The following is a 23,597-nucleotide window of genomic DNA, read 5'->3' as shown; positions in this document are numbered from 1 at the left end:
TGGCGCCTTTGCGTGTCGTCCCGCACGGGGCCGACGGGCGCGGTACCGCCGGTTTGCCGCCAACTCGCCAAGGGCGAAGACGGGGCACCCCGCTCAGGGGGACAGGGGCAGGCGCAGGGCCAGATGGCGGCGCGTGCCTGCCTTCGGGGCAGGCCTTTCCGCGTCGTTGGCGTTCGCCGGTTCGCTGTCGGCGGGCACCAGCCCGGCAGCGACGAACAGGCGGCGGGGCAGGGCCGGGTATTCCGTGCTCAGCCGGTGCAGCCCGCCCGAAGGCGGGGGGGCCGCATGGCCGGTGCCCGCCGCGTCGAATACCCGCAGGCGCTCGGCCAGCGCGTCCCGGTCCTTGGCGGTCCAGCTCAGGTGGTCGATCCAGGCGTCGGCCAGCAGGCAGGTGTGGCCGTGCACCCCCACCACCTGCTCGTGCACCGCACCCCGAAAGCATACCCCAGGCATGCGGCGGAACAGCCGCAATTGCACGTCGGGCCACAGGCCGTACCCCACGCGCAGGTGGTCCGCGTCGGGGTAGGCGGTGGCGCGGGGCAACAGCCAGGCCCCGGTGCCGGGCACGGCCATCAGGCGGGGCAGCAGCGCCCAGGCGCTGGGCGCCAGCCTCTCGTCGGCGTCGAGGTACAGGCACCATGCGGTGGTCAGCAGTTCCAGCATGGCATTGCGCTGGGCGGAAAAATCGCCCCCCAGCGGACGCACCGCCTGGCGGAGCGGCACGGGGCACAGGGGGACCGGGTCGAAAGCGGGCGGCGCGCCATCCCAGATCACGGCCATTTCGCGTACCCAGCCGGGCACCTGGGCGAAAAAGGCAGGCAGGTCCGGCTCGTCGGGGTGCAGGATGGCCCCCACGCCCAGGTCGGGAGCGGGTGTGGAGGATGCGGGTATGGAGGGCACGGTGCTTTCGTGCCGGGTGGTCGGGGCCGGGGGCAGGTCCACGGACAGATGCGGAGGCAACTGCACGGGCACGCACCCGGCGAACAGGCGCCGCCAGCGGTGCAGTGCCCCGGCCTCGGCATCCGGCAGGAACGGGTTGGGGAACAGGGTGGCGGTTTCCGGCGTTATGCCGGTGGCCCGCAACAGCAGCAGCAGCGCCCACGGCGAGGTGTCGGCCAGCAGGCGCGGGGTGTTCGGCATGGACGTGGGGCAGGCGAAGGCCTTCAGCCGTCCGCTGGCCAGCGCGGCGCGCAACCGGTCCGGCGCAAGGTCGCACAGGGTCAGGCGCGGCACGGTGCCCGGCGTGGCCTGTCCGGCTGCGGTCAGGGCCGCCAGGAGGGCGGCAAGGGCCTCGGGCAGGGTGCCGTCGCCGGTGCCCAACAGCACCAGGTGCGGTCGCCCGCTACGCAGCGCAAGGCGCACCGCCTTGTCCGCCGCCTGCCGGAGGACATCCGCATCGGGTGCGGGCAGGTCGGAAACGTTGCCCACCGGTTTTTCCGGTCCGGTGCCGCCCAGCCGGAATCCCATGACCATGGCGGTATACGCGGCCAGCAGGGAGTCGGCGGCGTCGGGGCGGTGCGTGTCACCATGTGCACCCGCCGGGGGCGTGCCGGGCGCGCCGCTCACGGGGCCTCCCCGTTCGTCACTTCCGGCGGGCACACTTCGTCATACAACGTTTCCAGCGCGCGGGCCTGCATGTCGGCGTCGAACAGCGCGGCGGCCTTGCGCCGTCCCGCCTCGCCCATGCGCCGGGCGGTACCGGGGTGGCGCAAGAGGTGCAGCACGGCCCCGGCGTAGTCGTCCGCCGTTTCGGCCACCAGCCCGGTGACCCCATGCTCCACCAGTTCCAGTTGGGCGTTGTCGCGCAGGCCGGGGCAGGGGTGGGTAACCACCGGCAGTCCGGCGGCCATGGCCTCTGCTATGGCCAGCCCGAAGCTTTCGCCGGTGTCGTTGGCGTGGGCCAGCAGGGAAAGCTGGTTGAAGAAACCGGCAAGTTCCGCATCGTCGTGCAGCGGCGGCAGAAAGCGCACGTTGTCCGTCAGGCCGTGCTCGCGCACGTAGCGTTCCGCGTCCGGGGTGCCGCCGACGACGTCGTAGCGGAAGTGGGGCATCTCGCGGCGCAGCACGGGCAGGATGTGCAGGGCCAGTGGCGACCACTTGCCGGGGTCTGGCCGGGACAGGCGGCCCAGCACGGGGCGGGTGTAGTCGCGATCGGCGGGCGGCGGGGTCAGCCGGGCGAACAGGGCGGTGTCCACGGGGTTGTACAGCACCCGCCAGCGCGGGGGCTCGGCGGCGATGCCGTGCACGCGGGCGAAGCGTTCTGCGCAGAAGCGCGAGACGAACAGGGTGACGTCGATGAGCTGCCCCGACAGGGAGGGGTCGTGCCGTCCGAAGACGTTGGTTTCCACGATGGCGGGCAGGCGCCGAGGCGCGTCAGCGCCCGTGGGGAGAAGACGCGCGTCAGCGCCCGCGCCCGGAGAGCGCGCGGCGGCAGGTGCCTGACGGAAGGCCGTGCGCAGGGGGCGCAGCAGTTCCGGCTGGGGCCAGCCCGCACGGTGCACGTGCACGATGTGGGGGAGAAAGCGGGCGGCCACGCTGCCCAGGTCGCCGCCGATGAAGGTGGTTACCCCGGCCTCGCGCAGGGGCGCGGCGCGGGGGCCGTCGGCGGGGCTCCACACCGCGCGCTGAAAACGGGCCGGGTCCAGCCGGGTCAGCAGCAACTGCATGACCTTTTCGGTGCCGCCAAGCCCCAGCGAAGAAACCACGTGCAACACCCGACGCCGCGCGAAAGGCTCCGGCGGGTCGGAATGGCCCGGCAAGGCGGCTCCGGTGGGGCCGTTGGCGTGGGGTGCGGCGGTGACCATGGGCCGTGTTCTAGCCCAGCGGGGCGGGCATGGGAAGGGTGTCTGCCGCCCGGCGTTCGCCCTAGCCCTGCGCGAACTTGCGATACAGGTTGGCTGCGGCCATGCGGCTGGGGGCAAATCCCTTCGTCTGCGGGGCATCGGGAGCAACGGGGGCACCGGGTGCGTCCGGCGCGTCTGGGGCTGCCGGGCCATCGGCGGTATTGTCAGGGGCCGTGGGCGGTACGCCCGCCGCCATCGCCGCTGTGTGTGGCGCCGGGACGACGGGGGCGGCTGCCTGCGCGGCCTGCTCCGTCACGGCTAGCTGGGCTGGCTGGGCCGGGCTCACGAGGGTGGTCGCCTGCGGCACGGCATCACCCGCCGGGGCCTGCTGGCCGTAGGCCTGGGCATGGGCGCGACCGAACTGCGCGGGCTTGCCCAGCGGCGGCATGTGCGCGGTGGGCAGCGGCACGCGCGAAGGCGCGGCGTTGGCGGGCGTGCGGTTGGCCGCCATGCTGGCCCCCACGGCCATGGCCTCCGGGGTGTTGACGATCTGGCCGTAGGCGCCGCGCAGGCCGGACAGGATCTTGATCACCTCGTCGATGAACGCCACGTCCATCTTCAGGTTGGCGTTGAGCAGGCGGGTGGAGCAGTAGAAGTACAGCTTGTGCAGGTTCTGCGCCAGTTCGCCGCCCTTTTCCAGGTTCAGGCTGGCGTCCAGTTCATTGACGATGTCCAGGGCCTTGGAGATCAGGATGCCCTTGCCCGCGTAGTCGCGTTCGGCGATCTTTTCCTTGGCCTGGTTCAGGAACTTGATGGCCCCGTCATACAGCAGGAGCAACAGTTCGCCCTGGGTGGTCGTGGTGACCTGGGTCTGAAGGTAGGCGTGTGCGGCCTTCTGCATTGCATTCTCCCGGTGTATGCGCCCGCGCGCCTGTGCGGTGAGTGTGTCGCGGGTTGTGGTCGTTCCCCGCGCCGTGGCGGGGGGTGTTCGTCTGGGGCATGGCCGCTCGGGGCGGGCACCCTGATTGTCCCGGTCGTGGTGGCCGCCGTGGCTACGAAGACGTTGAAGTGGACAACGACTTGATTTGGCTTTCCACCGACTTGCCGAGCGCATCGTAGCGGGCCAGGGTGGCCTCCAGCCGCGAATAGCGCAGCCGTTCGCGCCGTTCCCACTGGGTGACGCGGTCCACTTCCTTGTCGATCTTGGTCTGTATGTCGTCCATGATCTCCTGGTAATTGTCTTCCAGGATCTTCAGCGCGCCGTCGCTGCCCAACATGTCTTCAAGCTGGCTGCTGAGTCCGCTCAGCTTGCCTTCCTTGATGCGCATGCGGCTCGAATAGCTGCCCTGCGACAGGTTGTCTATTTGCAGCGCCAGGCCTCGGGCGTCGCCTTCCATGGCGGTGATCTGCTTGTTCGCGTTGTCGACGTTGGCGCGCTTGCCGCCGATGAAGGCGTTGACGATGTTGCCCGAGGCATCCACGTCGTAGGTCACGTCGTAGATGCCCGCCTTGGTCACGCCCTTGACGTGCGAGTAGTAGCTGAAGTCGGACGAGTCGGACTGGGGCTGCCCGCTGGCGGCGAACAATTCGGCCACGGCCTCGGGATTTTCGCGCAACGCCCGGTCCAGGGAGGGCAGGCCGTCCCCCAGGTCTTCTTCCCGGATTTCCAGAAGGCCCGAAGTGGGGCTGTTGGAGTCGGCAATGGTCATGATGCCGATGTGCGACAGCGACGAATAGACGTCGCCGCGCAGCAGGTTGCCGTCCTTGTACTGGTATTCGAAGCCGGCGGCCTTGTCCGCCGTGGCCATCTTGAGCTGGGTGGCCAGCAACTGCACGCCGTAGTTGCCGGTCAGGACGGAACCCTTTTGCATGGAGTACAGCGACGAGGCATCGTCGGGGCTGTCCACGTCCTTGGAACTGTTGACGGCGGTCAGTTCCTTGATCTTCGTCCGCACCGCGTTCATGGCATCGACGAAGCCGACGACGTTTTCCTTGATTTTCTCGATGTCGGTGACCACCGAAATCTGCGAGGTGCCCACGTCCCGCAGCGTGATGGTCATGCCTTCCACGGCGCCGGTCAGCGTGTTGGAGTTCGATTCCAGCCAGGTGGTGGCGGGCCAGCCGTTGACCCGGTACTGGGCATTCTGGTTGGCTTGCACGGTCCAGTTGGCGGCCGTACTGGGAAGTCCGGTGACGGTGGTGCCCGCCCCTACCGACAGCGTGGCGTTGGACCCCATGTCCATGCCCCGGAACTGGAAGGTGTAGCCGGTGCCGTTCTGCACCAGCATGGCCTTTACCCCGGGGTTCTGGGGGTCGTTGTTGATCATGTTCTTGAGCCCGTCGATGGTGGTGCCGCTGGGCACCGTGATCGAGCGGGTCTTGCCCATGTAGGTGTAGACGAACTGCTGGTCGCTGCCGGAGTCGTTGACCTTGGTCTTCTTGTCGGCGAAGGCGGTGTTGTAGGTCCAGATGGAACTGGACGCCAGTTGCCCCACCTCTATCTTGTAGGTGCCTTCAAGGACGCTGGAATCGGTGGTGGCGCTGGCCACGGTTTCGTTGGAACTGGACGGCGTCTTCACCATGAATTTTTCCATGGTGTTCATGGAGTCCACGATGTCCTTGAGCGTGGCGATTTCCGTGCGCAACTCGCCAAAGGCATCCTGGCGTTTCTGCCAGTCTGCCTTCCACAGGGTAAGGCGCTTTTGCGGAATCTGCTCGATGGACTTCAACTGGTCGATGACCTTGGTGAAGTCCGTGCCGTTGCCGAGCCCGGAAAAGTATACGCCGCCGGATGCCAGTTCAACCATGATGCACCTCTTCGCCGGAAGAAATTTCCCGATGGGGGTCTCCCGCCGTGAGGGTGCAAGGCCGGTGCCAGAGTGGCACCGCCTGCTCCCTCGCAAACCTTATCGGCGGGTGAGCGGAGGGCTTTAGGTTGGGGGCGTGGCGTGTGGGCTCGGAGGCCGGGAAAGGACGGGGCGAGAGCCAGGGGCGCGGCTACGGGGGCGGGGAAGGAGGGCATTCGCGGGTCGTCCCGGCGGCCCCATCAGGAAATCGGGAAGGGCGCTGCGGCGTGATGTGCCGGGGGGCAAACCCGCCTGACGGCAGAGGGGACGGAGCGTATTATGCGTCGGCGAGCGGGGCTGTTGTCAGCCGGGCCAGTGCCAGCCGGGCCTGTTCCGGGTCCATGCCGCGCGCGGCGGCCATTGCGGGCAGGTTTTCTTCCGCGTCGCAGGGGCGCACGTACAGCGGTTGCACGTCATCGGGGCCGTAGGTGGCCGTGGCGGCCAGGGGCAGCAGCAGGGCGGGGGCGGGGTGGTCGAACCGGCTGGGCAGAAAGCAGGCCCCCGGCAACAGCGCGGCCAATGCCGGGGCAAGGACGGCGCGGTTGCGGGTGACCCCGCTGCCCATCAGGTAGACGGCGGGGGCCGCATCGAATCGGGCCGCCGCCGATTTGCCCTCGGCGTGTTCTGTGTTTGGCTGAAGCGCCACTATTCGGGCCACGGCGGCGTCAGTATCGCATCCGGCCGCCGCCGATTTGCCCTCGGCGTGTTCTATGTTTGGCTGAAGCGCCACTATTCGGGCCACGGCGGCGTCAGTATCGCATCCGGCCGCCGCCGATTTGCCCTCGGCGTGTTCTATGTTTGGCTGAAGCGCCACTATTCGGGCCACGGCGGCGTCAAGCGTTGCCGCCTCCACCGGGGTCAGGGCTTCGGGCAGGCGGGGGGGCGTGGCGGCGGCAGTGTCCGGAGCAGCGTCCGGGGCGACGTCGGGGGCGCCGGTGCTGGCGACGTCCAGCGTCTCGCCGGGCATGCGGAAGGCCTGCATGTGCACCAGCCCGCGCCGGGCGTGGGTCAGCACCCACAGCACCGCCCCGCGCGGCAGCAGCGGACCGCAGGCCAGCAGTTGCGTGTACGATAACCCGGCCTGCCGCGCCCCCAGCGCGCGGGCCATGCCCGCCGCCGTGGACAGCACCAGGCGCAGCCCGGTGAAGCTGCCGGGGCCCTGCACGCAGGCGATGCGCCGCACGTCACTCAGCGAAAGGCGCATCCGCGCGAAGGCGTCGGCCAGGGCCGGGGCCAGCAGTTCCGTACCCTGCGAGGGTACGTGCCATTCCTGCGCGAACAGGGCTTCGCCGTCGCGCAGGGCGGCGGCCTGCACGCGCGATTCCGCCGCGTTCAGGGCCAGGGTGATGCCCCCCGCGCCGTGCTGGGCGCAGGCCCCTATGGGGCCAGTGGGTCCAGTGGGTGCGGTCGGGTCGGGGGCCACGACTCGCCCCGCCGTCGGGGGCACCTGGGTCATTGCAGGTTCCGCACGATGTCGTTGTAGGTGGCCAGCAGCATCAGGGCCAGCAGGAAGGCCAGGCCGATGCGGCTGGTCACCTCGCGCAGGCGGGCATTGACCGGGCGGCGCATGACCATTTCCATGGTTAGGAAGATGATGTGCCCGCCGTCCAGCACGGGTATGGGCAGCAGGTTCAGCAGCCCCAGGTTGATGCTGATCAGCGCGGTGAGGGCCAGCACGCTGTCCAGCCCCTGGCGCGACTGTTCGCTGACCATCTGGGCGATCATGATGGGGCCGCCCACCGAATCCAGCGGCACCACCCGCTCGAAGATCTTCTGCACGCTCTGGCCGGTGATGACGATCATTCGCCAGGTCTGGTCCAGCCCGGCCTTCATGGCCGAGGTGCCGTCCAGCGGCAGGGACACGGTGCGGCCGGATGCCTGGATGCCGATGAGCCAGGTGTGCTCGTCCTCGCCGAAGATGGTCTTGCGGCTGCGCACCTCGGGCTGGACGTTCAGGGTCAGGGCCGTGCCGTTGCGGTCGATGGCGATGGCCAGTTCGCGGCCCTCGCTGGCCACGATGGACCCGGCCACATCGTCCCACCACTGCACGGGCTTGCCGCCGATGGACAGGATGCGGTCACCGGGGGCCACGCCCGCGATGGCGGCGGGGCTTTCCGGCTGCACCCGGCCAACTTCCGGGGCCAGTTGGAACTGCCCGTGCGCCCAGAACAGCCCCCAGTAGATGAACCACGCCAGCAGCAGGTTGAATACCGGCCCGGCGGCAATGACCAGCAGCCGCTGCCACGCCGGGCGCAGGGTGAAGCTGTGGCGTTTTTCGAAGCCCTCTGGCAGTTCCGCGTCATCGCTTTCGCCCACCAGCGACACGTAGCCGCCCAGCGGCACCAGCGACAGCCGGTAGTCGGTCTGGCCGCCGCGCCAGCCGAACAGGCGCGGGCCAAAGCCCAGCGAAAAGGTCTGCACGCCGATGCCGAACAGCCGTGCTATCAGGAAATGCCCGAGTTCGTGGAAGAATATCAGGCCGCCAAGGACCAGGAGGACCGAAAGGAAGCTGCTCATGCGTTACCCGTTCCTTGCGTGCCGACCGCGTCTGCCCAGTGGCGCACGCGGCGGCGGGTTGCGGCGTCGAGCGCCTCTATGTGGTCGATGTCGTGCATCGGCATGTATATCTCTGCATTGGCGCGAGCCACCGCGCCTGCCGGATCGGTGTCTGCCGCTCCGGTGGTGTCTGCCGGTTTGGCCTGATGGGCGTCCAGCGCCCGTTCGATGAGCGCGGGAATGTCCATGAACCCGATGCACCCGTGCAGGAAAAGCTCTACTGCTGCCTCGTTGGCGGCGTTGAGCACCACGGGCAGGCCCGCCCCGCCGGGTGTGCGCGCCTCGCTCGCAAGCGCGCGTCGCGCCAGCGCAAGGCACGGGAAAGAGGATAAGTCGGGGGCCTCGAAGGTCAAGCTGCCCGCCCGCACCAGGTCCAGCGGAGCCACCCCGGTGTCCACGCAGTGCGGCCAGGCCATGCAGTAGGCAATGGCAATGCGCATGTCCGGCGTGCCCAGATGGGCGATCTGCGAGCCGTCGGCGTATTCCACCAGCGAATGCACGATGGACTGCGGGTGCACCACCACCTCGATGGCGTCCGGGGCCACCCCGTACAGGTGGTAGGCCTCGATGACCTCCAGCCCCTTGTTCATCAGCGTTGCGGAATCGATGGTGATCTTTGCGCCCATGGACCAGTTGGGATGATTCAGGGCCTGCTCGCGGGTGACCGTGGACAGGAAGGCCCGGTCGCGCCCCCGGAACGGGCCGCCCGACGCGGTAAGAATGATCCGGCGCACGACATCGGGCGCCTGCCCCCCGCCCCGCAAGGCGTCGTGCACGCGCAGGGCCTGGAACACGGCGTTGTGTTCCGAATCCACGGGCAGCACCACCGCGCCCGTTTCCGTACAAATCTGCCTGATGAGCGCGCCCGCCAGCACCAGCGATTCCTTGTTGGCGAGGCAGATCACCTTGCCCGCTTGCGCCGCCGCCACCGTGGCCCGCAGCCCGGCGGCCCCCACCTGGGCGGACAGCACCGTGGAGGCGTCCGGCAGGGCGGCCAGCGTGGCGTACCCTGCCGGCCCCACGTGGATGTCCGGCGCGTACCCGGAGGGCAGCAGCGCGCGCAGTTCTGCCGCGCCCGCCTCGTCCAGCACGCCGAGGTGCGCGGGGCGGTGGCGGGTGGCCTGTTCGGCCAGCAGGCGCACGTTGCGCGCACCGGCCAGCGCGGCAACACGGAGCAGGCCGGGATGCGCCTCGATGACCTTCAGCGCGCTGGTGCCGATGGAGCCGGTGCTGCCCAGCAGGGCCACCGTGCGCGGCGCATGGTCTTCCCAGGCCCGGTCCGGCATGCGCGAAATGTAGCGGATCATGCCCGTGTTCTTCCCTTTCCGCCGTATGCTGGCGGGGCTAAACCTGCGGGGTCTGGAAGCCCTGCGCCGCAAGCTCGCGGCCAAGCGTGGTCATGAGGTCGAACAGCAGGCGGATGTCGGCCTCGGAGGTGCGGTGATTGGCCACGCACAGGCGCACCCCGGCCCGACCGCGCACCATGGCCGGGGTCAGGAACCCTTCGCCCGATGCCTCCAGCCGTTCCAACAGGCGCACCTGCAAGCGGTCCACCTGTTCCTCGGTCCAGCCATCGCCCTGCGGCACGTAGCGCGCGCAGGCGATGGACAGTTGCACCGGGGCCAGCACCCGCCATTCCGGCGAGGCGGCGCACAGGTCGCGGAAGAGCCGGGCCAGTTCCATGTTGCGCGTCACGATGCGCCGCAGCCGCTCGCGCCCGTAGGTGCGGAAGGCAAACCACACCTTCAGCGCGCGGTTGGCGCGGCTGAGGATGAAGGTGGTGTTCTTGAGGTCGTGCGGATTCTCCTCGCCCAGGTACGAGGCGCGCGCCCGGAACGTGGCAATCTGCTGCGCCCTGCTGCGGAACAGGGTCACCCCGCATTCCAGCGGGATGAAGAACCATTTGTGCGGGTCCACGCAAATGGAGTCCGCCCGGTCGATGCCAGCCAGCAGCGCGCGGCCTTCTTCCGTCAGCATGGCCGCGCCGCCGTAAGCCGCGTCAACATGGAACCACAAACCTTCGGCGGCGCATATGTCGGCAATCTCCGGCAGCGGGTCCACCGCGCCGGTGGTCACCGAGCCGGCCTGGGCCACCACGCAGAACGGGGCCAGGCCCGCCTTCCGGTCCGTGGCGATGGCCGTGCGCAGGGCCGCCACGTCCATGCGGTTGTCCGCGTCGGACGGGATGGCGCGCACGTTGTCCGCGCCCAGGCCCAGCAACACCGCGGAACGCTCGATGGACATGTGCCCCTGGTCGGAAACGTACAGCACCGGGGTGCGTCCGATGCCCGCAAGCCCCTTGGTGGCCGCCTCCGGAAAGTGCGTGTGCCGCGCCACGGTCAGGCCCATCAGGTTGGCCATGGTGCCGCCGGACACGATGGTGCCGCCCGCGCCGTCCGCACCGCCTGCGGCACCGACCGCTTCCGGCAGGCCGAACAGCCGGGCCAGCCAGCCGATGACCACGTGCTCCAGCACCGTGGCCGCAGGGCCGCCCTTGAACGACAGCGGTGCCTGGTTCAGCCCCGTGCACACGATGTCGCCCAGCGTACCCGCCGGGGCCGGGCTGGTGGTTATCCATGCCAGAAAGCGCGGATGCCCGATGCGCGTGGCGTACGGCTCTATGCACCGCGCCACGTCGTCCAGCACCGCGTGCGCCCCCGCGCCCGCCTCCGGCCAGTCGGACGGAATCAGGGCCGCCAGTTCGTCGAACGTGGCCGGGTGCACCACCGGACCCTCGGCGCACGGGCCGATGCGCTCCACCCGGTCCGCGATCATGGTCGCCGCCCGGTGCAGCAGAGCTTCGAAATCTTCCAGGTCAAGTGTCTCGTGTCGTTGCATGGGGTGTAAAGTATGCGAGTTGCGGCGTGTCTGGAGCTATTCCGGGGGAAGGGGGAAAACCACTTTTCGCGTTGCGGTCGCCATCCGTAAGGCTCGGTGACTCGCCTAACGGCTGCCGCAAAAGTGGTTTTCCCCCTTCCCCCGGACCCCCATCCCCCTTTCCACCAAACTTTTCAATGGGTATGGCGGCAACGGTTTTTCAACTGAAAAGTTTGGGAGGATGGAGAGGGGGTGCGGGGGAGAGGAAGGAACCTTTAGCTCTGCTGTCGTCATCCGTATGGCTCGAAGACTCGCCGACGGCTGTCGCTTCAAAAGGTTCCTTCCTCTCCCCCGACAAACATTAAAAGAACGGAAACACCGAATCCAGGGCAGCATAGGCGGGCACGACAAAGAGCAGGCTGTCGATGCGGTCGAGCAGGCCGCCGTGGCCGGGCAGCAGGGTGCCGGAATCCTTGACGCCGAGGGTGCGCTTGAGGGCGGATTCGAAAAAGTCGCCCAGTTGCGAGGCCACGTTCAGCAGGCCGCCCAGCAGGGCAAAGGCCCACCACGGGGCGGTACCTGCGGCAACGCCGACGCCGGTGCAGGCGAGCACGCACAGGGCAAGGCCGCCAAGGCTGCCGACCCAGCTTTTCTTGGGGCTGACGCGCGGCCAGATGCGGGCCTTGCCGAACCAGGTGCCGATGAAATAGGCGCCGGTGTCGGAGATGACGGCGGCCAGCACGACCACCAGCTGTTCCCAGCGGTTGAAGTGCAGGGCGGGCAGCAGCAGCACGGGCACGTACAGGATGCCCGCCGCCAGCACCTGGCCTTCGGTGAAGCGGCAGTCGTCATCGCCGTTGCCCCAGGCGAGCAGAAAGCCCACGGCCCCCACCAGGAAGGCGGCGGCGATGCAGCCCAGCACCATCCACGGGCGGTCCATGTGGCCTGCCGCCAGTACGGCGGCACCAAGGGCCATGCCTGCGGCCTTCAGGGGCAGGCGGGCGTTGCCGGGCCAGAACATGGTGTAGAATTCCAGCAGGGCCAGGCTGGCCACGGCCACCACCATGACCAGCAGCACCCAGCCGCCCATGGCAAGGCCCACGGTAAGCAGGGCGGCAAGGGCCGTGCCGGTGACGACGCGTTGGAAGTGGGGAGATGCCGGGGTCACGCGGGGGTTGCCTCCGTTTTGCCGAAGCGGCGTTGCCGTCCGGCGTAATCGCGCAGGGCGGCGCGGAAATGCTCTGGGGTGAAGTCTGGCCAGAGGGTGTCGGTGAAGTGGAATTCGCTGTAGGCGCTCTGGTAGAGCAGAAAATTGCTGATGCGCACTTCGCCGCTGGTACGGATGACCAGGTCCGGGTCGGGCTGGCCCGTGGTCCACAGCCGCGCGGCAAAGGCTTGCTCGGTGATGGCATCCGGGGGCAGGCCCTCGGCGGCCAGGGCGCGGCAGGCCATGAGGATTTCGTCGCGGGCGGAGTAGTTGAGCGCAAGGTTCAGGCGCATGGTGGTGCAGGCGGCGGTGCGGGAGATGGCGTGCTCCAGCGCCTTGCGCGCGGCCAACGGCAGGTCGGCCAGTTGGCCGAACACGGACAGCCGGATGTCGCGCTTGACGAGGTTGGGCAACTCCTCGCGCAGGAAGTCCACCAGCAGCTCGAACAGAAACTTCACCTCGGCACCGGGGCGCCCCCAGTTTTCCTTGGAGAAGGTGTACATGGTCAGGTGGGGTATGCCCAGGGTGCGGCATTCGGTGACGATGGCCCTGGCTGCCTCGGTGCCCGCACGGTGGCCGTCGCTGCGTGAAAGGCCGCGCTGGGTGGCCCAGCGCCCGTTGCCGTCCATGATGATGGCCACGTGGCGGGGCAGGGTGTCTGGCGCAAGAGTTTCCGGCAGGGGGGACCCCGCCGTGGAAGCGTTGTTCACGATAAGCCTCTGGTACGCGGGCGATGCCTCCGCGTCATATGCGCCATGGCCGGTCCGCCCACCCGTCCGTCCAACCGCGTGTGCGGGGCGGGACTGCTGCGGGCGCGACCGGCCATGTGGAATCATTCCGTGCGACCGAACATGCGCAAGCCGTTCGGAGGCCGTTTCCTAAAGCTCCATGATTTCCTTTTCCTTCGCCGTGCACTTCTCGTCCGACTTGGCCACGAAGCGGTCGGTCAGCTTCTGCACGTCGTCGGTGGACTTGCGCACGTCGTCCTCGGAAATATCCTTGCCCTTTTCCAGCTTCTTCAGGGCGTCGTTGGCATCGCGGCGCACGTTGCGCACGGCCACCTTGGCTTCTTCGGTGTACTTGCGGGCCACCTTGACGAGGTCCTTGCGGCGTTCCTCGGTCAGCGGCGGGATGGAGATGCGGATGATCTTGCCGTCGTTGACCGGGTTCAGGCCAAGGTCCGACTTCATGATGGCCTTTTCCACCAGCGAAAAGGCCGAACGGTCCCACGGCTGGATGGTCAGGGTGCGGCTGTCGGGCACGCTGACGGACGCCAACTGGCTGATGGGCGTGGGGGTGCCGTAGTAGTCCACCTTGATGTTGTCCACGAGAGAGGTGGAGGCGCGGCCGGTGCGCAGCTTGGCGAATTCGCGGTCCAGTGCGCCGAGGGCCTTTTCCATGCGCTCTTCGGCATCGAGAAGAATGGTATCCATATCCATAAGGGGTTAGCCTCCGTGTACGATGGTTCCGACGTCTTCGCCCATGACCACGCGCTTGATGCTGCCCTTGAACATGTTGCAGACGATGATGGGCACGTCGTTTTCCATGGCCAGGGTGATGGCCGTGGAGTCCATGACGCCGAGCTTGCGCTGCAACGTTTCGACGTAGCCGAGGCTGCGGAACATCACGGCGTCGTCATGCTTCATGGGGTCCTTGTCATAGACGCCGTCGACCTTGGTGGCCTTGATGATGGCCTGGCACTTCAGTTCCATGCCGCGCAGCGCGGCCGCCGTGTCGGTGGTGAAGTAGGGGTTGCCGGTGCCTGCCGCGCAGATGACCACGCGGCCCTTTTCCAGGTGCCTGTCGGCCCGGCGGCGAATGTACGGCTCGCAGACTTCCTGCATGGTGATGGCCGAAAGCACCCGCGTGGGATGGCCGATCTTTTCCAGGGCGTCCTGCACGGCCAGCGCGTTGAGCACCGTGGCCAGCATGCCCATGTAGTCGGCCGATGAGCGGTCCATGCCCTTGGCGGACGAGGAGAGGCCGCGGAAGATGTTGCCGCCGCCGATGACAAGCGCCACTTGCAGGCCCATGTCGACAACCTCGGCGATTTCCTCGCATATCTTCGAAACAGTCTGGGGGTCAATACCGAACTTGTTTTCGCCCGCCAGGGCTTCGCCGCTGAGCTTGAGCAGCACGCGCTTGTAGCGGAGTTCGCTCATGTCCGTCCCTCGGTATGGTGGTTGTATGTTGCGTCGTCGTGAATTCGTGGTCGTTCGCGGGGCGTTGGCGGCATCGCCGCAGTGTCGCCGTGCGTCTAGTGATGGTCGAAGGGTGCGCCCCAGTTGCCCTCGCGCACCCGGATGTACTTCAGAAAGGCATAGAAGGCCCCGTGCGCCGCGTTGATGAAGCCCGCCCGGCCATCCAGAAAGCCCAGCTTGACCACGTACAGTTTCAGGAACCGGGCCAGGCCGTGCGCCGTGGCCACGGCCACGCCGCCCTGCCGCCCCTTGGCGCGCAGGTCGTCCGCGCCTTGCTGGGCGTACGAGTTGATCTTGTCCAGGTGCTGGCGAAAGCTGTCGTACGGGTAGTGCAGGATGTCGCCGCGCAGGCGGCCCGTTTCGCCCCTGGGGTGGAACGAATAGTGCGCGCCGGAGACGTGCACATCCATGTGGGCGGGGCGGAACAGCCGCAGCAGATAGTCCGGGTACCAGCCGCTGTGCTCCATGAACCGGTCGTAGTACCACGAGCGCCGGGGTACCCAGTGGCCAGCCTTGGCGGCATGGCTGCCCTCGCCCCCGCGCACCTGCGCGCGCACTGCGGCCAGCACGCTTTCGCGCAGTTCTTCGGTGCAGATTTCGTCCTGGTCCAGGCTGAACACCCATTCGGTGTCGATGAGCGAGAGGGCGTGGCGGAACTGCGGGCCCGGCCCTTCCCACGTGCGCTGGACGACTTCTGCCCCGGCCGCGCGGGCCATGTCCACGGTACGGTCGGTACTGAAGGAATCGACCACCAGAACCCTGTCGCAGAAGGACAGCGAGGCGAGGCACCTGTCGAGCAGGCGTTCGCCGTTGTAGGTGAGCACAAGGCCGGTGATGGCGGGGGGCATGCAGTCCTGCCGGTGGCGGCGGGGTTGAGGTTGGGGGAGCGAGGGCTGGGCCTGGATTGATGTCGCGCGGTCACGCTGCCCGCAGAATCCACTTTATTGGGCCGGGCGGCGTTGGCGGGCGTTTTTCGATGCTCAAATACTGAAGTATGTTCCGCTCGAAAAATGCGCGCCGCCTTGCCCGGCCACAAAAAATCGTAATTCCTTGCATCCTGCCCGCACCAGCCACCCGCAGCGGAAGACCGCTGCGGGGTGTAAGGAGGAAAGACAATTTCCCGTACAGCGGAAAGGCAAGAAAGACGGAGAATTAAAGCTCGGGGGTGCAGGGGGCAAAGCCCCTGCCCGCCGGAGGCGCATAAAAAGTCGATGTCCCTCGCAAAAAACGTATAAAAATGGCTACCTATCCCTTGCCGGTGACGATGTCGCGCACGGCCTCGATCACGTCGTCCACGTCTTGTTCGCTGAGCTTGGGCGAAAGCGGCAACGAGATGGTTTCGCGTCCGTAGGCCACGGCGTTGGGGTAGTCGTCCGGATTCCAGCCGTAGTTCTTCTGGTAGTAGGGGTGTTCCGGAATGGCCAGGTAGTGTACCCCCACGCCGATCTTGCGGGCGGTCATCATGGGCAGCATGGCATCGCGCGAGACGCCGCAACGCGCCTCGTTCACCCGGATGGCGAACAGGTGGTAGGCGTGGCGGGTGTCCGGTTCCGGCGCGGCGGGCAGGCCCACGGGCAGGTCGGCGAAGGCCTGCATGTAGCGCTGCCACACGGCCTCGCGGCGCTTCCAGTAGGCCTCCACACGCTTCAGCTGGTGGATGCCGAGGGCGGCCTGCATGTCCATCATGTTGTACTTGAAGCCGTGATCGACGACGTAATAGTGCTTGTAGCCCGAATCGGAGAAGCGGGCCCAGGCGTCGGCGCTCATGCCGTGCAGGCCCATGATCTTCATACGGTCGATCCTGGCCTTGTCGCGCGAGAGGATCATGCCGCCCTCGCCGGTGACCACGTTCTTGGTGGCGTAGAAGCTGAAGCAGCCGATGTCCCCGATGTCGCCCGCCTGCTTGCCCTTGTAGGTGGTTTCGATGGCGTGGGCGCAGTCTTCGATGACCGCCAGGTTGTGCCGCCGCGCAATGTCCATGATGGGGTCCATGTCGCAGGCGCGCCCCGCGAAGTGCACCACCAGCAGGGCCTTGGTGCGCGGGGTGATGCGGCGTTCGATGTCGGCAGGGTCGATGTTCTGGGTCACCGGGTCCACGTCGGCCAGCACCGGGGTGGCGCCGGAGTGGATGATGGCGTTCACCGAGGCGCAGAAGGTCATGGCCGTGGTGATTACCTCGTCGCCCCGCGCAAGGTCGAGGGCAAGGCAGGAAAGCTGGAGCGCGGCCGTGCACGAGTTGACGGCGGCGGCGTAGGGCATGCCCTTGTAGGCGGCGAAATCCTTTTCGAACTGGTGCACCTTGGGGCCGGTGCCAATCCACGCCCGCTTCATGCTGTCGAGTACTTCGTCCATTTCCGCCTGTTCGATGAGCGGCTGGCCAAAGACGAGGAAGGTGTCGCGCATGGGTGTTCTTTCTCCGGGGCCGGGCGGCGTGGGGCTGGGCCGTTCGCGCGCGGGGCCTGCTTTGCGTGGGGCGCGCGGGGCGCGCCGGGGGGACGATGCCCCGTCCCGTGGGGCCTCGCGGCGGCGGGGCAGCCGGGGGCTTGGTGTGTGGCGGCGGCGTGGAAGTCCCGCCCGCCCGGCTGCCGAGGGGAAACATACCCCAAGTCGCAGCCCGCGAAAAAGGGGGTCTCGCGACCCCCCTTTCATTCATGATGCGAGCACGGTCTGCTCCATGCCGATCTTGGTGCGGTTGCATCCGTGCGGCATGGCGGCGTTCCGTCCTGCGGCTAGGCTTCTTCCGCGCCCAGCTGCAAGCGGACGAAGCGACCGATGGTGACGTTTTCGCCCAGGGTGGCGATGACGTCGTTCAGCAGGTCGCGGATGGTCAGCTTGTCGTCGCGGATGTACGGCTGTTCCAGGAGGCAGATCTCCTTGTAGAACTTCTTGATGCCGCCTTCAACGATCTTCTCGATGATGTTCTCGGGCTTGCCTTCTTCGCGGGCCTTCTGGCGGTAAACCTCGCGCTCGCGCTCGATGACGGCGGGGTCCACGGACTCGGCGTCCACGGCGGCGGGGTTGTTGGCCGCGATCTGCATGGCCACGTTCTTGGCGAATTCCTGGAACTTCTCGTTGCGAGCCACGAAGTCGGTCTCGCACTTCACTTCCACGAGAACGGCAATCTTGCCGGTGGAGTGAATGTAGTTGCCGATGACGCCTTCGGAGGTGGCGCGGCCAGCCTTCTTGGCGGCCTTGGAAAGGCCCTTCTGGCGCAGCCAGTCGATGGCCTTTTCGAGGCTGCCATCGTTTTCTTCCAGGGCTTTCTTGCAATCCATCATGCCGGCGCCGGTCTTTTCGCGCAGTTCCTTAACCATCTGGGCGGTAATTGCCATTGTGCGGTCTCCCTGAGAGGTCGTGGAGGTCTGGTTACTCGGCGGCGGCTTCGACAACGGGGGCCGCGGGGGCTTCAGCGGCGGGGGCTTCAGCGGCGGGGGCGGCTTCGGCCTTGGGCGCTGCGGCCTTCTTCAGTTCTTCCTCGGCGTCCTTGCCCTTGCGTTCCTTGCGCATGGCGTCGCCTTCCATGCAGGCGTCGGCGATGGCGGCCACGAAGAGCTTGATGGCGCGGATGGCGTCATCGTTGCCGGGAATGACGAAGTCGATCAGGTCGGGGTCGCAGTTGGTATCGGTGACCGCCACGATGGGGATGCCGAGCTTGCGGCATTCCTTCACGGCGATGTCTTCGCGGTGCGGGTCCACGATGAAGGCCAGCTGGGGCAGCCGGTCCATTTCCTTGATACCGCCAAGGGTGGCCAGCAGCTTGTCCATCTCGCGCTGCATGCGCAGGATTTCCTTCTTCTGGTACTTGTTGACGGTGCCGTCGGCGAACATGACCTCGAGCTTCTTCAGGCGGTCGATGCTCTTCTGGATGGTGGTGAAGTTGGTCAGCGTGCCGCCCATCCAGCGGTTGGTCACGTAGAAATGCCCGGCGCGGCTGGCTTCCACGGCCACGGCTTCCTGAGCCTGGCGCTTGGTGCCGATGAACACGACCTTGCCGCCGTTGACCACGGTGTCCACAACCTTGTCGTGGGCGGTGCGGAACAGCTTAACGGTCTGCTGCAGGTCGATGATATGGATGCCGTTGCGGGCGCCGAAGATGAAGGGGCGCATCTTGGGGTTCCAGCGGCGGGTCTGGTGACCGAAGTGCACGCCGGTTTCCAGCATCTGCTTCATGGAAACGTAAGCCATTTCAGAACTCCTTGCGGGTTTTTTCTTCCACACCGGCCATGGCCCTTCAACCCGCGCCGCACGTGGCGTGGCGGGCACCCCGGGCCGAAACCGGAGTGTGCTTGGTGTAAAAGGCAGGACTGCATACGTCAGATTGTGGCGGATGGCAAGCGATGGGGTGGGGCGAGTGGCGAAAAAGCTCGCACCGGCTGCCCGTATGTGGAGAGACTGCGGAGAGAACGCGGAGAAAACCTGGGGCGTACGCGGCGGGCATGCTGGGGCAACGCGATCAGGCAGGGGGCGGAGGCGGGCCGAGGCGGAACCGGCCCCGCCTACTGCAACGGCACCTCGGCATGCTCGTCCGCATCCGGGGCGGCCAGCACGGGGTTGATCAAAAGGCCCACCTGCTCCACTTCCACGCGCACCTCGTCGCCGGGCACGATGGGGCCGACGCCCACCGGGGTGCCGGTAAGGATCAGGTCGCCGGGCAGCAGGGTCATGACGCGCGAGATGGCGCTGACCATCTCGTTGGGGGTGAACAGCATGTCGGCGGTGTTGCCCTGCTGGCGCACCTCGCCGTTGACCAGGGTGCGCACGGCCAGGTTGGCGGTGTCGGGCAGATCGGTTTCTATCCACGGCCCCACGGGACAGAAGGTGTCGTAGCCCTTGCAGCGGCCGAACAGGCCGTCGCGCCGTTGCAGGTCGCGGGCGGTGACGTCGTTGGCGCAGGTATAGCCGAAGATGTGCGCGGGTACGGCATCCGGTGAAATGTTGCGGCACTGCCGCCCGACCACAAGGGCCAGTTCGCCTTCGTAGTCCACCCGGCCCACGCCCTGCGGCACCAGGATGGGCTGGCCGCTGCCGATGACGGCGGTGGGCGCCTTCAGGAAGAATACCGGCTCGTCCGGCACGGGAAAGCCGATTTCCGCCGCGTGGTCGCGGTAGTTCATGCCCGCGCAGATGATTTTGGAAGGGGCCACCACCGGCAGGATGGAAAGTTCCGCCAGGGGGATGGGGTCTTTCAGGCCCAGTTGGTGGTTCAGGCACACCACGCCGTCGTCCTGCAACGCGCCAAAGAACACGCTGCCCTTGTATTGCACCCGTACCACGCGCATGTCGCCGCTCCGCTCCGGCGGGCGGTGCCCGCCGCGTTGCATCGTCAGTACCCGAAATTGGGCGCCGTCAGGTCCGGCAAAGGGCCGGAAGGACTGTCGTCAGGCCCGCAAGGGCGACCGGGGGACCGGGAGCAGGCTCAGATGGTGGTCACCACGGGCACCACGATGGGGTCGCGCTCCAGCACCTTGCGGAAGAACCGCCGCAACGACGAGCGGATGCGGTCCTGCAAGCGCTCTGTCTCGCCGGGGGGGATGTTCTCGAAGATGTCCAGCACGATGCACTTGGCGTCTTCAAGCACATGGTTGTAGTGCTGCTCGAACACGAAGCCCTTGGACAGCATTTCCGGGCCGTGCAGCACTTCCCAGCTCATTTCGTCCACCACCAGCACCACGATCACCATGCCTTCGCCGCCAAGGATGTGCCGTTCCTTGAGCACCGAATGCCCCACGTCACCCACGCCCTTGCCGTCCACCAGAATGAACTCCACCGGCACGTGCTCTTCAAAGCGCACGCCTTCCGGGGTGAGGGTGATGGGGTCGCCGTTTTCCAGGGTTATGGTGCGTTCCGGCGCCACGCCGCATTCCTGCGCCAGGCGACAGTGCTTGACCAGATGACGGTACTCGCCGTGCACCGGCACGAAGTAGCGGGGCCGTACCGCCTCGATCATGGCGCGCAATTCGTCGCGGTGGGCGTGGCCAGAAGCGTGGATGGAGCGCACCTTGTCGTAGTAGACTTCCGCGCCCAGCCGGTACAGTTCGTTGATCAGCTTGGTGATGGCCCGTGCGTTGCCGGGGATGAAGCGCGAAGACATGACCACCGTGTCGCCCCGGTGGATGGAAAGCTGCCTGTGCTCGCCCATGATGATGCGCGAAAGGGCCGACAGCGGCTCGCCCTGCGAGCCGGTGACCAGCAGCACCAGGTCGCGGTCGGCCATGGGGGGCATGGTCACGGCGTCCAGGATCATGCCCGCCTCTGCCCGCAGAAAGCCCAGGTTGCGCGCTATCTCTATGTTGTTCATCAGGCTGCGCCCGCTGACCACCACCTTGCGCCCGAACTCGCTGGCCAGGTCGAACACTTCCTGGATGCGCTGGATGTGGCTGGAGAACAGCGTGACGACAATGCGGCCTTCCGCCTCGTGGAACAGTTGGCGGAAGGTATCCATGATCTCGCGTTCGCCCAGCGACTGGCCGTCACGCTCGATGTTGGTCGAATCGGACAGCAGAAGGCGCACGCCCTCGTCCCCGGCGAAGTCGCGGAACAGCGCAAGGTCGGTGCCGGGGCCGGACAGGGGGTTGGGGTCGATCTTGAAGTCGCCGGTGTGCACCACGCGGCCCGCCGGGGTTTCCACGGCCAGGGCGTACCCTTCGATGATGGAATGGCACACGGGTAGAAAACGGAAGGTCATGTCGCCAAGCACCAGCGGCGCGTCCGGCGAGACGGGCACCAGTTCCACGCGGTCGGCCAGGCCGTGCTCGCGCAGCTTGTGCTCCACGAGGGCCAGGGTGAAGCGCGACCCGTAGATGGGGGCCTTCAGGTGGGGCATCAGCCACGGCAGCGCGCCGATGTGGTCCTCGTGCGCGTGGGTAAGCACGATGCCGCGCACCCGGTGGCGGTTCTGCATCACGTGGTCGAAGCGCGGAATCACCACGTCCACGCCAAGGTGGTAGTCTTCGGGGAACATCAGACCGCAGTCCACCAGGACCATGGAGTCTGGCGTGGACCAGATCTGGCAGTTCAGGCCGATCTCTCCGAGTCCGCCAAGGGGGGTGATGGTCAGGTGCGGGGTCTGGTCCGCCATGCGAGGGGCTCCACTCTGGTTACGCGTCCGGTGAGGTGCGAAAGGGCACGGGTCAGTTCCTCTTGCTATCGCAAAAAGACGGGCCTCACAAGGGGATGCGATGCGCACACCGACCCGTGCCGTTTGGCTGAACAGTCTCCGGAAGGGGCGGGCGGCGCGGCGCATGCCTGGGGTGCAACGGCTCAGGTGCCGTGGGCAAAGGGGCGCACTGCGCGATGCTGGCCGCACGGCGGCAGGGCAAACAGGGCGAACGGCACACGAAAGCCGCGCCACCCGGTGGGGCGGCGCGGCATGTGGAGGCGGGGCATGATAATTTTGTGCGAGCTGTGAACAACGAATGTTCAACAAATGATCAGCGGACGCCCGGCATGCCGTCTACGACGGCTTGCGGCGCACCTCCACCCCGGCCAGCTTTTCCCAGTGGCGGATCAGCGCGCCGTGGTCGGCGTCTCCCAGCCCGTCGGCCATGAGTCCCTGCATTACCTCCATCAGTTGCGCGGCCAGCGGCAGGGGCACGTGCAACTCGCGCGAGGTTTCCAGCACGTTGCCCAGATCCTTGGCGTGCAGCTTGATGCGGAAACCGGGCGCGAACTTGCCGTCCATGACCAGCGGGGCCTTGGCATCCAGCACTGTGCTGCCTGCAAGGCCGCCCCGGATGGCCTGGTAGACCAGGTCCGGGTCCGCCCCGGCGCGGGTGGCCAGCACCAGCGCCTCGGACATGGCGGCGATGTTGCCCGCCACCACGATCTGGTTGGCCAGCTTGGCCACGTTGCCCGCGCCCACCTCGCCCACGCGCACCACGGAAGCGGCCATGGCCTTGAACACCGGCAGGCAGGCGTCGAAGTCCGCCTGCGCGCCGCCCACCATCACCGACAGGGTGCCGTCGACGGCTTTCGGCTCGCCGCCGCTCACCGGGGCGTCCAGCATGCGGATGGACTTCTTGGCCAGTTCCGCCGCGATGTCGCGGCTGGCCAGCGGGGCGATGGAGCTCATGTCCGCCACGATGCAGCCGGGGGCCGCACCTTCCGCGATGCCGTCGGGGCCAAGGGCCACCGCGCGCACCTCGGGCGAGTTGGGCAGCATGGTGATGACCACGTCCGATGCGGCGGCCACGGCGGCGGGGCTTTCAGCGGCCACGGCCCCTTCCGCTGCCATGGCCCGCAGCTTGTCGCCGTTGCGGGTGTAGGCGGTTACCGGAAATCCGGCCTTGAGCAGGTTGCGGCACATGGGGGCGCCCATGATGCCCAGCCCGATGAATCCGATGCGTTGCATGGCGTGCTCCTTTGCGGTGCGGTGTTGCGTGGTTGTCATCATGCCCGCTGCGCGTACGGACGCATCCAGTCCAGCGACGCCAGCGTACCGGGCGCGGGCACGTATTCCAGCCCGACGTGCCCGGCGTAGCCCAGGCGGTCCAGTTCGGCGAACAGGAAGGGGTAGTTGATCTCTCCGGTACCGGGCTGGTGGCGGCCCGGCGTGTCCGCAATCTGGACGTGGCCGATGCGGGCCATGTGGGCGCACAGGGTGGCGGCCAGTTCGCCCTCTTCGCGCTGGGCGTGGTAGACGTCGTACTGCAACAGCACGTTGGGGCGGTCCACCTCGTCCATCAGGCGCAGCACCTGCGCGGTGGAATGCAGGAAGAAGCCGGGAATGTCCTTGCGGTTGATGAATTCCACCAGCAGCACCAGCCCGGCCTCGGCCAGCCGGTCGGCGGCGAAGCGCACGTTGTCCACCAGGGTGGACCACGCGGCCTGCGCGGCGGTGGGGTCGTTGTCCGGCACCTTGCCCGCCAGGCAGTTCAGCCGGGGCACGCCAAGGGCCTTGGCGTAAGCGACGGCACGGTCCACCCCGGCGCGGAATTCCGCCTCGCGCCCCGGCAGGGCGGCAATGCCGCGTTCTCCGGCGGCCCAGTCGCCCGCAGGCAGGTTGAACAGCACCTGGGTCAGGTCGTTGTCGCGCAGCAGCGCGGCCAGCGCTTCCGGGGCGTGGTCGTAGGGAAACAGGTATTCCACGGCGTCAAAGCCCGCCGCCCGCGCGGCGGCGAAGCGCTCGGCGAACGGCAGTTCGGTGAACAGCATGGTCAGGTTGGCGGCGAATCTGGGCATGGTCACT

General features: G+C 67.5%; 20 protein-coding genes. All 20 read right to left on the bottom strand.

Annotated features, from left to right (window positions below; genetic code table 11):
• Positions 1-93 precede the first annotated feature (93 nt).
• The gene (locus ABWO17_RS16490; protein ID WP_353120469.1) at positions 94-1,566 is read right to left on the bottom strand and encodes a glycosyltransferase family protein; all 1,473 of its coding nucleotides are present in this window, start codon (positions 1,564-1,566) and stop codon (positions 94-96) included.
• Positions 1,563-2,804 (bottom strand): glycosyltransferase family 4 protein, encoded by a 1,242-nt coding sequence (locus ABWO17_RS16485; protein ID WP_353120467.1) that lies wholly within the window; start codon positions 2,802-2,804, stop codon positions 1,563-1,565. The genes ABWO17_RS16490 and ABWO17_RS16485 overlap by 4 nt, the downstream gene beginning before the upstream one ends.
• A gap of 61 nt (positions 2,805-2,865) precedes the next feature.
• On the bottom strand, positions 2,866-3,684 hold the full coding sequence (fliS, locus tag ABWO17_RS16480; protein ID WP_353120465.1) for a flagellar export chaperone FliS: 819 nt from the start codon (positions 3,682-3,684) through the stop codon (positions 2,866-2,868).
• Between the two features lie 151 nt (positions 3,685-3,835).
• Positions 3,836-5,590: a flagellar filament capping protein FliD gene (gene fliD / locus ABWO17_RS16475; RefSeq protein WP_353120463.1), complete on the bottom strand. Its 1,755-nt coding sequence runs from the start codon at positions 5,588-5,590 to the stop codon at positions 3,836-3,838.
• A 316-nt stretch (positions 5,591-5,906) separates the two neighbouring features.
• On the bottom strand, positions 5,907-7,085 hold the full coding sequence (tsaB, locus tag ABWO17_RS16470; protein ID WP_353120461.1) for a tRNA (adenosine(37)-N6)-threonylcarbamoyltransferase complex dimerization subunit type 1 TsaB: 1,179 nt from the start codon (positions 7,083-7,085) through the stop codon (positions 5,907-5,909).
• On the bottom strand, positions 7,082-8,146 hold the full coding sequence (gene rseP / locus ABWO17_RS16465; protein ID WP_353120459.1) for an RIP metalloprotease RseP: 1,065 nt from the start codon (positions 8,144-8,146) through the stop codon (positions 7,082-7,084). Before rseP ends, tsaB begins: the two co-directional genes overlap by 4 nt.
• Positions 8,143-9,492: a 1-deoxy-D-xylulose-5-phosphate reductoisomerase gene (dxr, locus tag ABWO17_RS16460; RefSeq protein ID WP_353120457.1), complete on the bottom strand. Its 1,350-nt coding sequence runs from the start codon at positions 9,490-9,492 to the stop codon at positions 8,143-8,145. The genes rseP and dxr overlap by 4 nt, the downstream gene beginning before the upstream one ends.
• A 37-nt stretch (positions 9,493-9,529) precedes the next feature.
• Positions 9,530-11,023, bottom strand: coding sequence for a pyridoxal phosphate-dependent decarboxylase family protein (locus ABWO17_RS16455; protein ID WP_353120456.1), 1,494 nt, complete (start codon positions 11,021-11,023; stop codon positions 9,530-9,532).
• Between the two features lie 340 nt (positions 11,024-11,363).
• Positions 11,364-12,170: a phosphatidate cytidylyltransferase gene (locus ABWO17_RS16450; protein WP_353120454.1), complete on the bottom strand. Its 807-nt coding sequence runs from the start codon at positions 12,168-12,170 to the stop codon at positions 11,364-11,366.
• Positions 12,167-12,919: a polyprenyl diphosphate synthase gene (gene uppS / locus ABWO17_RS16445; RefSeq protein WP_353120452.1), complete on the bottom strand. Its 753-nt coding sequence runs from the start codon at positions 12,917-12,919 to the stop codon at positions 12,167-12,169. Before uppS ends, ABWO17_RS16450 begins: the two co-directional genes overlap by 4 nt.
• Positions 12,920-13,087: 168 nt before the next feature.
• A complete protein-coding gene (gene frr, locus ABWO17_RS16440) occupies positions 13,088-13,648 on the bottom strand; it encodes a ribosome recycling factor (RefSeq protein WP_353120450.1) in 561 nt (186 codons plus the stop codon).
• Between the two features lie 6 nt (positions 13,649-13,654).
• Positions 13,655-14,371: a UMP kinase gene (gene pyrH, locus ABWO17_RS16435; RefSeq protein ID WP_015946540.1), complete on the bottom strand. Its 717-nt coding sequence runs from the start codon at positions 14,369-14,371 to the stop codon at positions 13,655-13,657.
• Between the two features lie 95 nt (positions 14,372-14,466).
• Positions 14,467-15,258, bottom strand: coding sequence for a glycosyltransferase family 2 protein (locus ABWO17_RS16430; RefSeq protein WP_353120447.1), 792 nt, complete (start codon positions 15,256-15,258; stop codon positions 14,467-14,469).
• Positions 15,259-15,655: 397 nt separating this feature from the next.
• The gene (locus ABWO17_RS16425; RefSeq protein WP_353120445.1) at positions 15,656-16,813 is read right to left on the bottom strand and encodes a DegT/DnrJ/EryC1/StrS family aminotransferase; all 1,158 of its coding nucleotides are present in this window, start codon (positions 16,811-16,813) and stop codon (positions 15,656-15,658) included.
• Between the two features lie 326 nt (positions 16,814-17,139).
• Positions 17,140-17,742, bottom strand: a complete 603-nt coding sequence (gene tsf / locus ABWO17_RS16420) for a translation elongation factor Ts (RefSeq protein ID WP_353120443.1) — start codon at positions 17,740-17,742, stop codon at positions 17,140-17,142.
• A 34-nt stretch (positions 17,743-17,776) separates the two neighbouring features.
• Positions 17,777-18,595 carry a 30S ribosomal protein S2 gene (gene rpsB, locus ABWO17_RS16415; RefSeq protein ID WP_353120441.1) on the bottom strand — a complete coding sequence of 273 codons (819 nt, stop codon included), beginning with the start codon at positions 18,593-18,595 and terminating at the stop codon, positions 17,777-17,779.
• 311 nt (positions 18,596-18,906) lie between these two features.
• The gene (locus ABWO17_RS16410; protein ID WP_353120439.1) at positions 18,907-19,689 is read right to left on the bottom strand and encodes a fumarylacetoacetate hydrolase family protein; all 783 of its coding nucleotides are present in this window, start codon (positions 19,687-19,689) and stop codon (positions 18,907-18,909) included.
• Positions 19,690-19,826: 137 nt separating this feature from the next.
• Positions 19,827-21,488, bottom strand: coding sequence for a ribonuclease J (locus tag ABWO17_RS16405; RefSeq protein ID WP_353120437.1), 1,662 nt, complete (start codon positions 21,486-21,488; stop codon positions 19,827-19,829).
• Between the two features lie 375 nt (positions 21,489-21,863).
• The gene (gene garR, locus ABWO17_RS16400; protein ID WP_353120520.1) at positions 21,864-22,799 is read right to left on the bottom strand and encodes a 2-hydroxy-3-oxopropionate reductase; all 936 of its coding nucleotides are present in this window, start codon (positions 22,797-22,799) and stop codon (positions 21,864-21,866) included.
• Positions 22,799-23,590: a hydroxypyruvate isomerase gene (gene hyi / locus ABWO17_RS16395; RefSeq protein WP_353120435.1), complete on the bottom strand. Its 792-nt coding sequence runs from the start codon at positions 23,588-23,590 to the stop codon at positions 22,799-22,801. The genes garR and hyi overlap by 1 nt, the downstream gene beginning before the upstream one ends.
• Positions 23,591-23,597 lie beyond the last annotated feature (7 nt).

The sequence above is a fragment of the Nitratidesulfovibrio sp. genome, from assembly GCF_040373385.1.
GTDB lineage: Bacteria > Desulfobacterota > Desulfovibrionia > Desulfovibrionales > Desulfovibrionaceae > Cupidesulfovibrio.
This window is presented reverse-complemented; position numbering and strand designations above follow the sequence as displayed.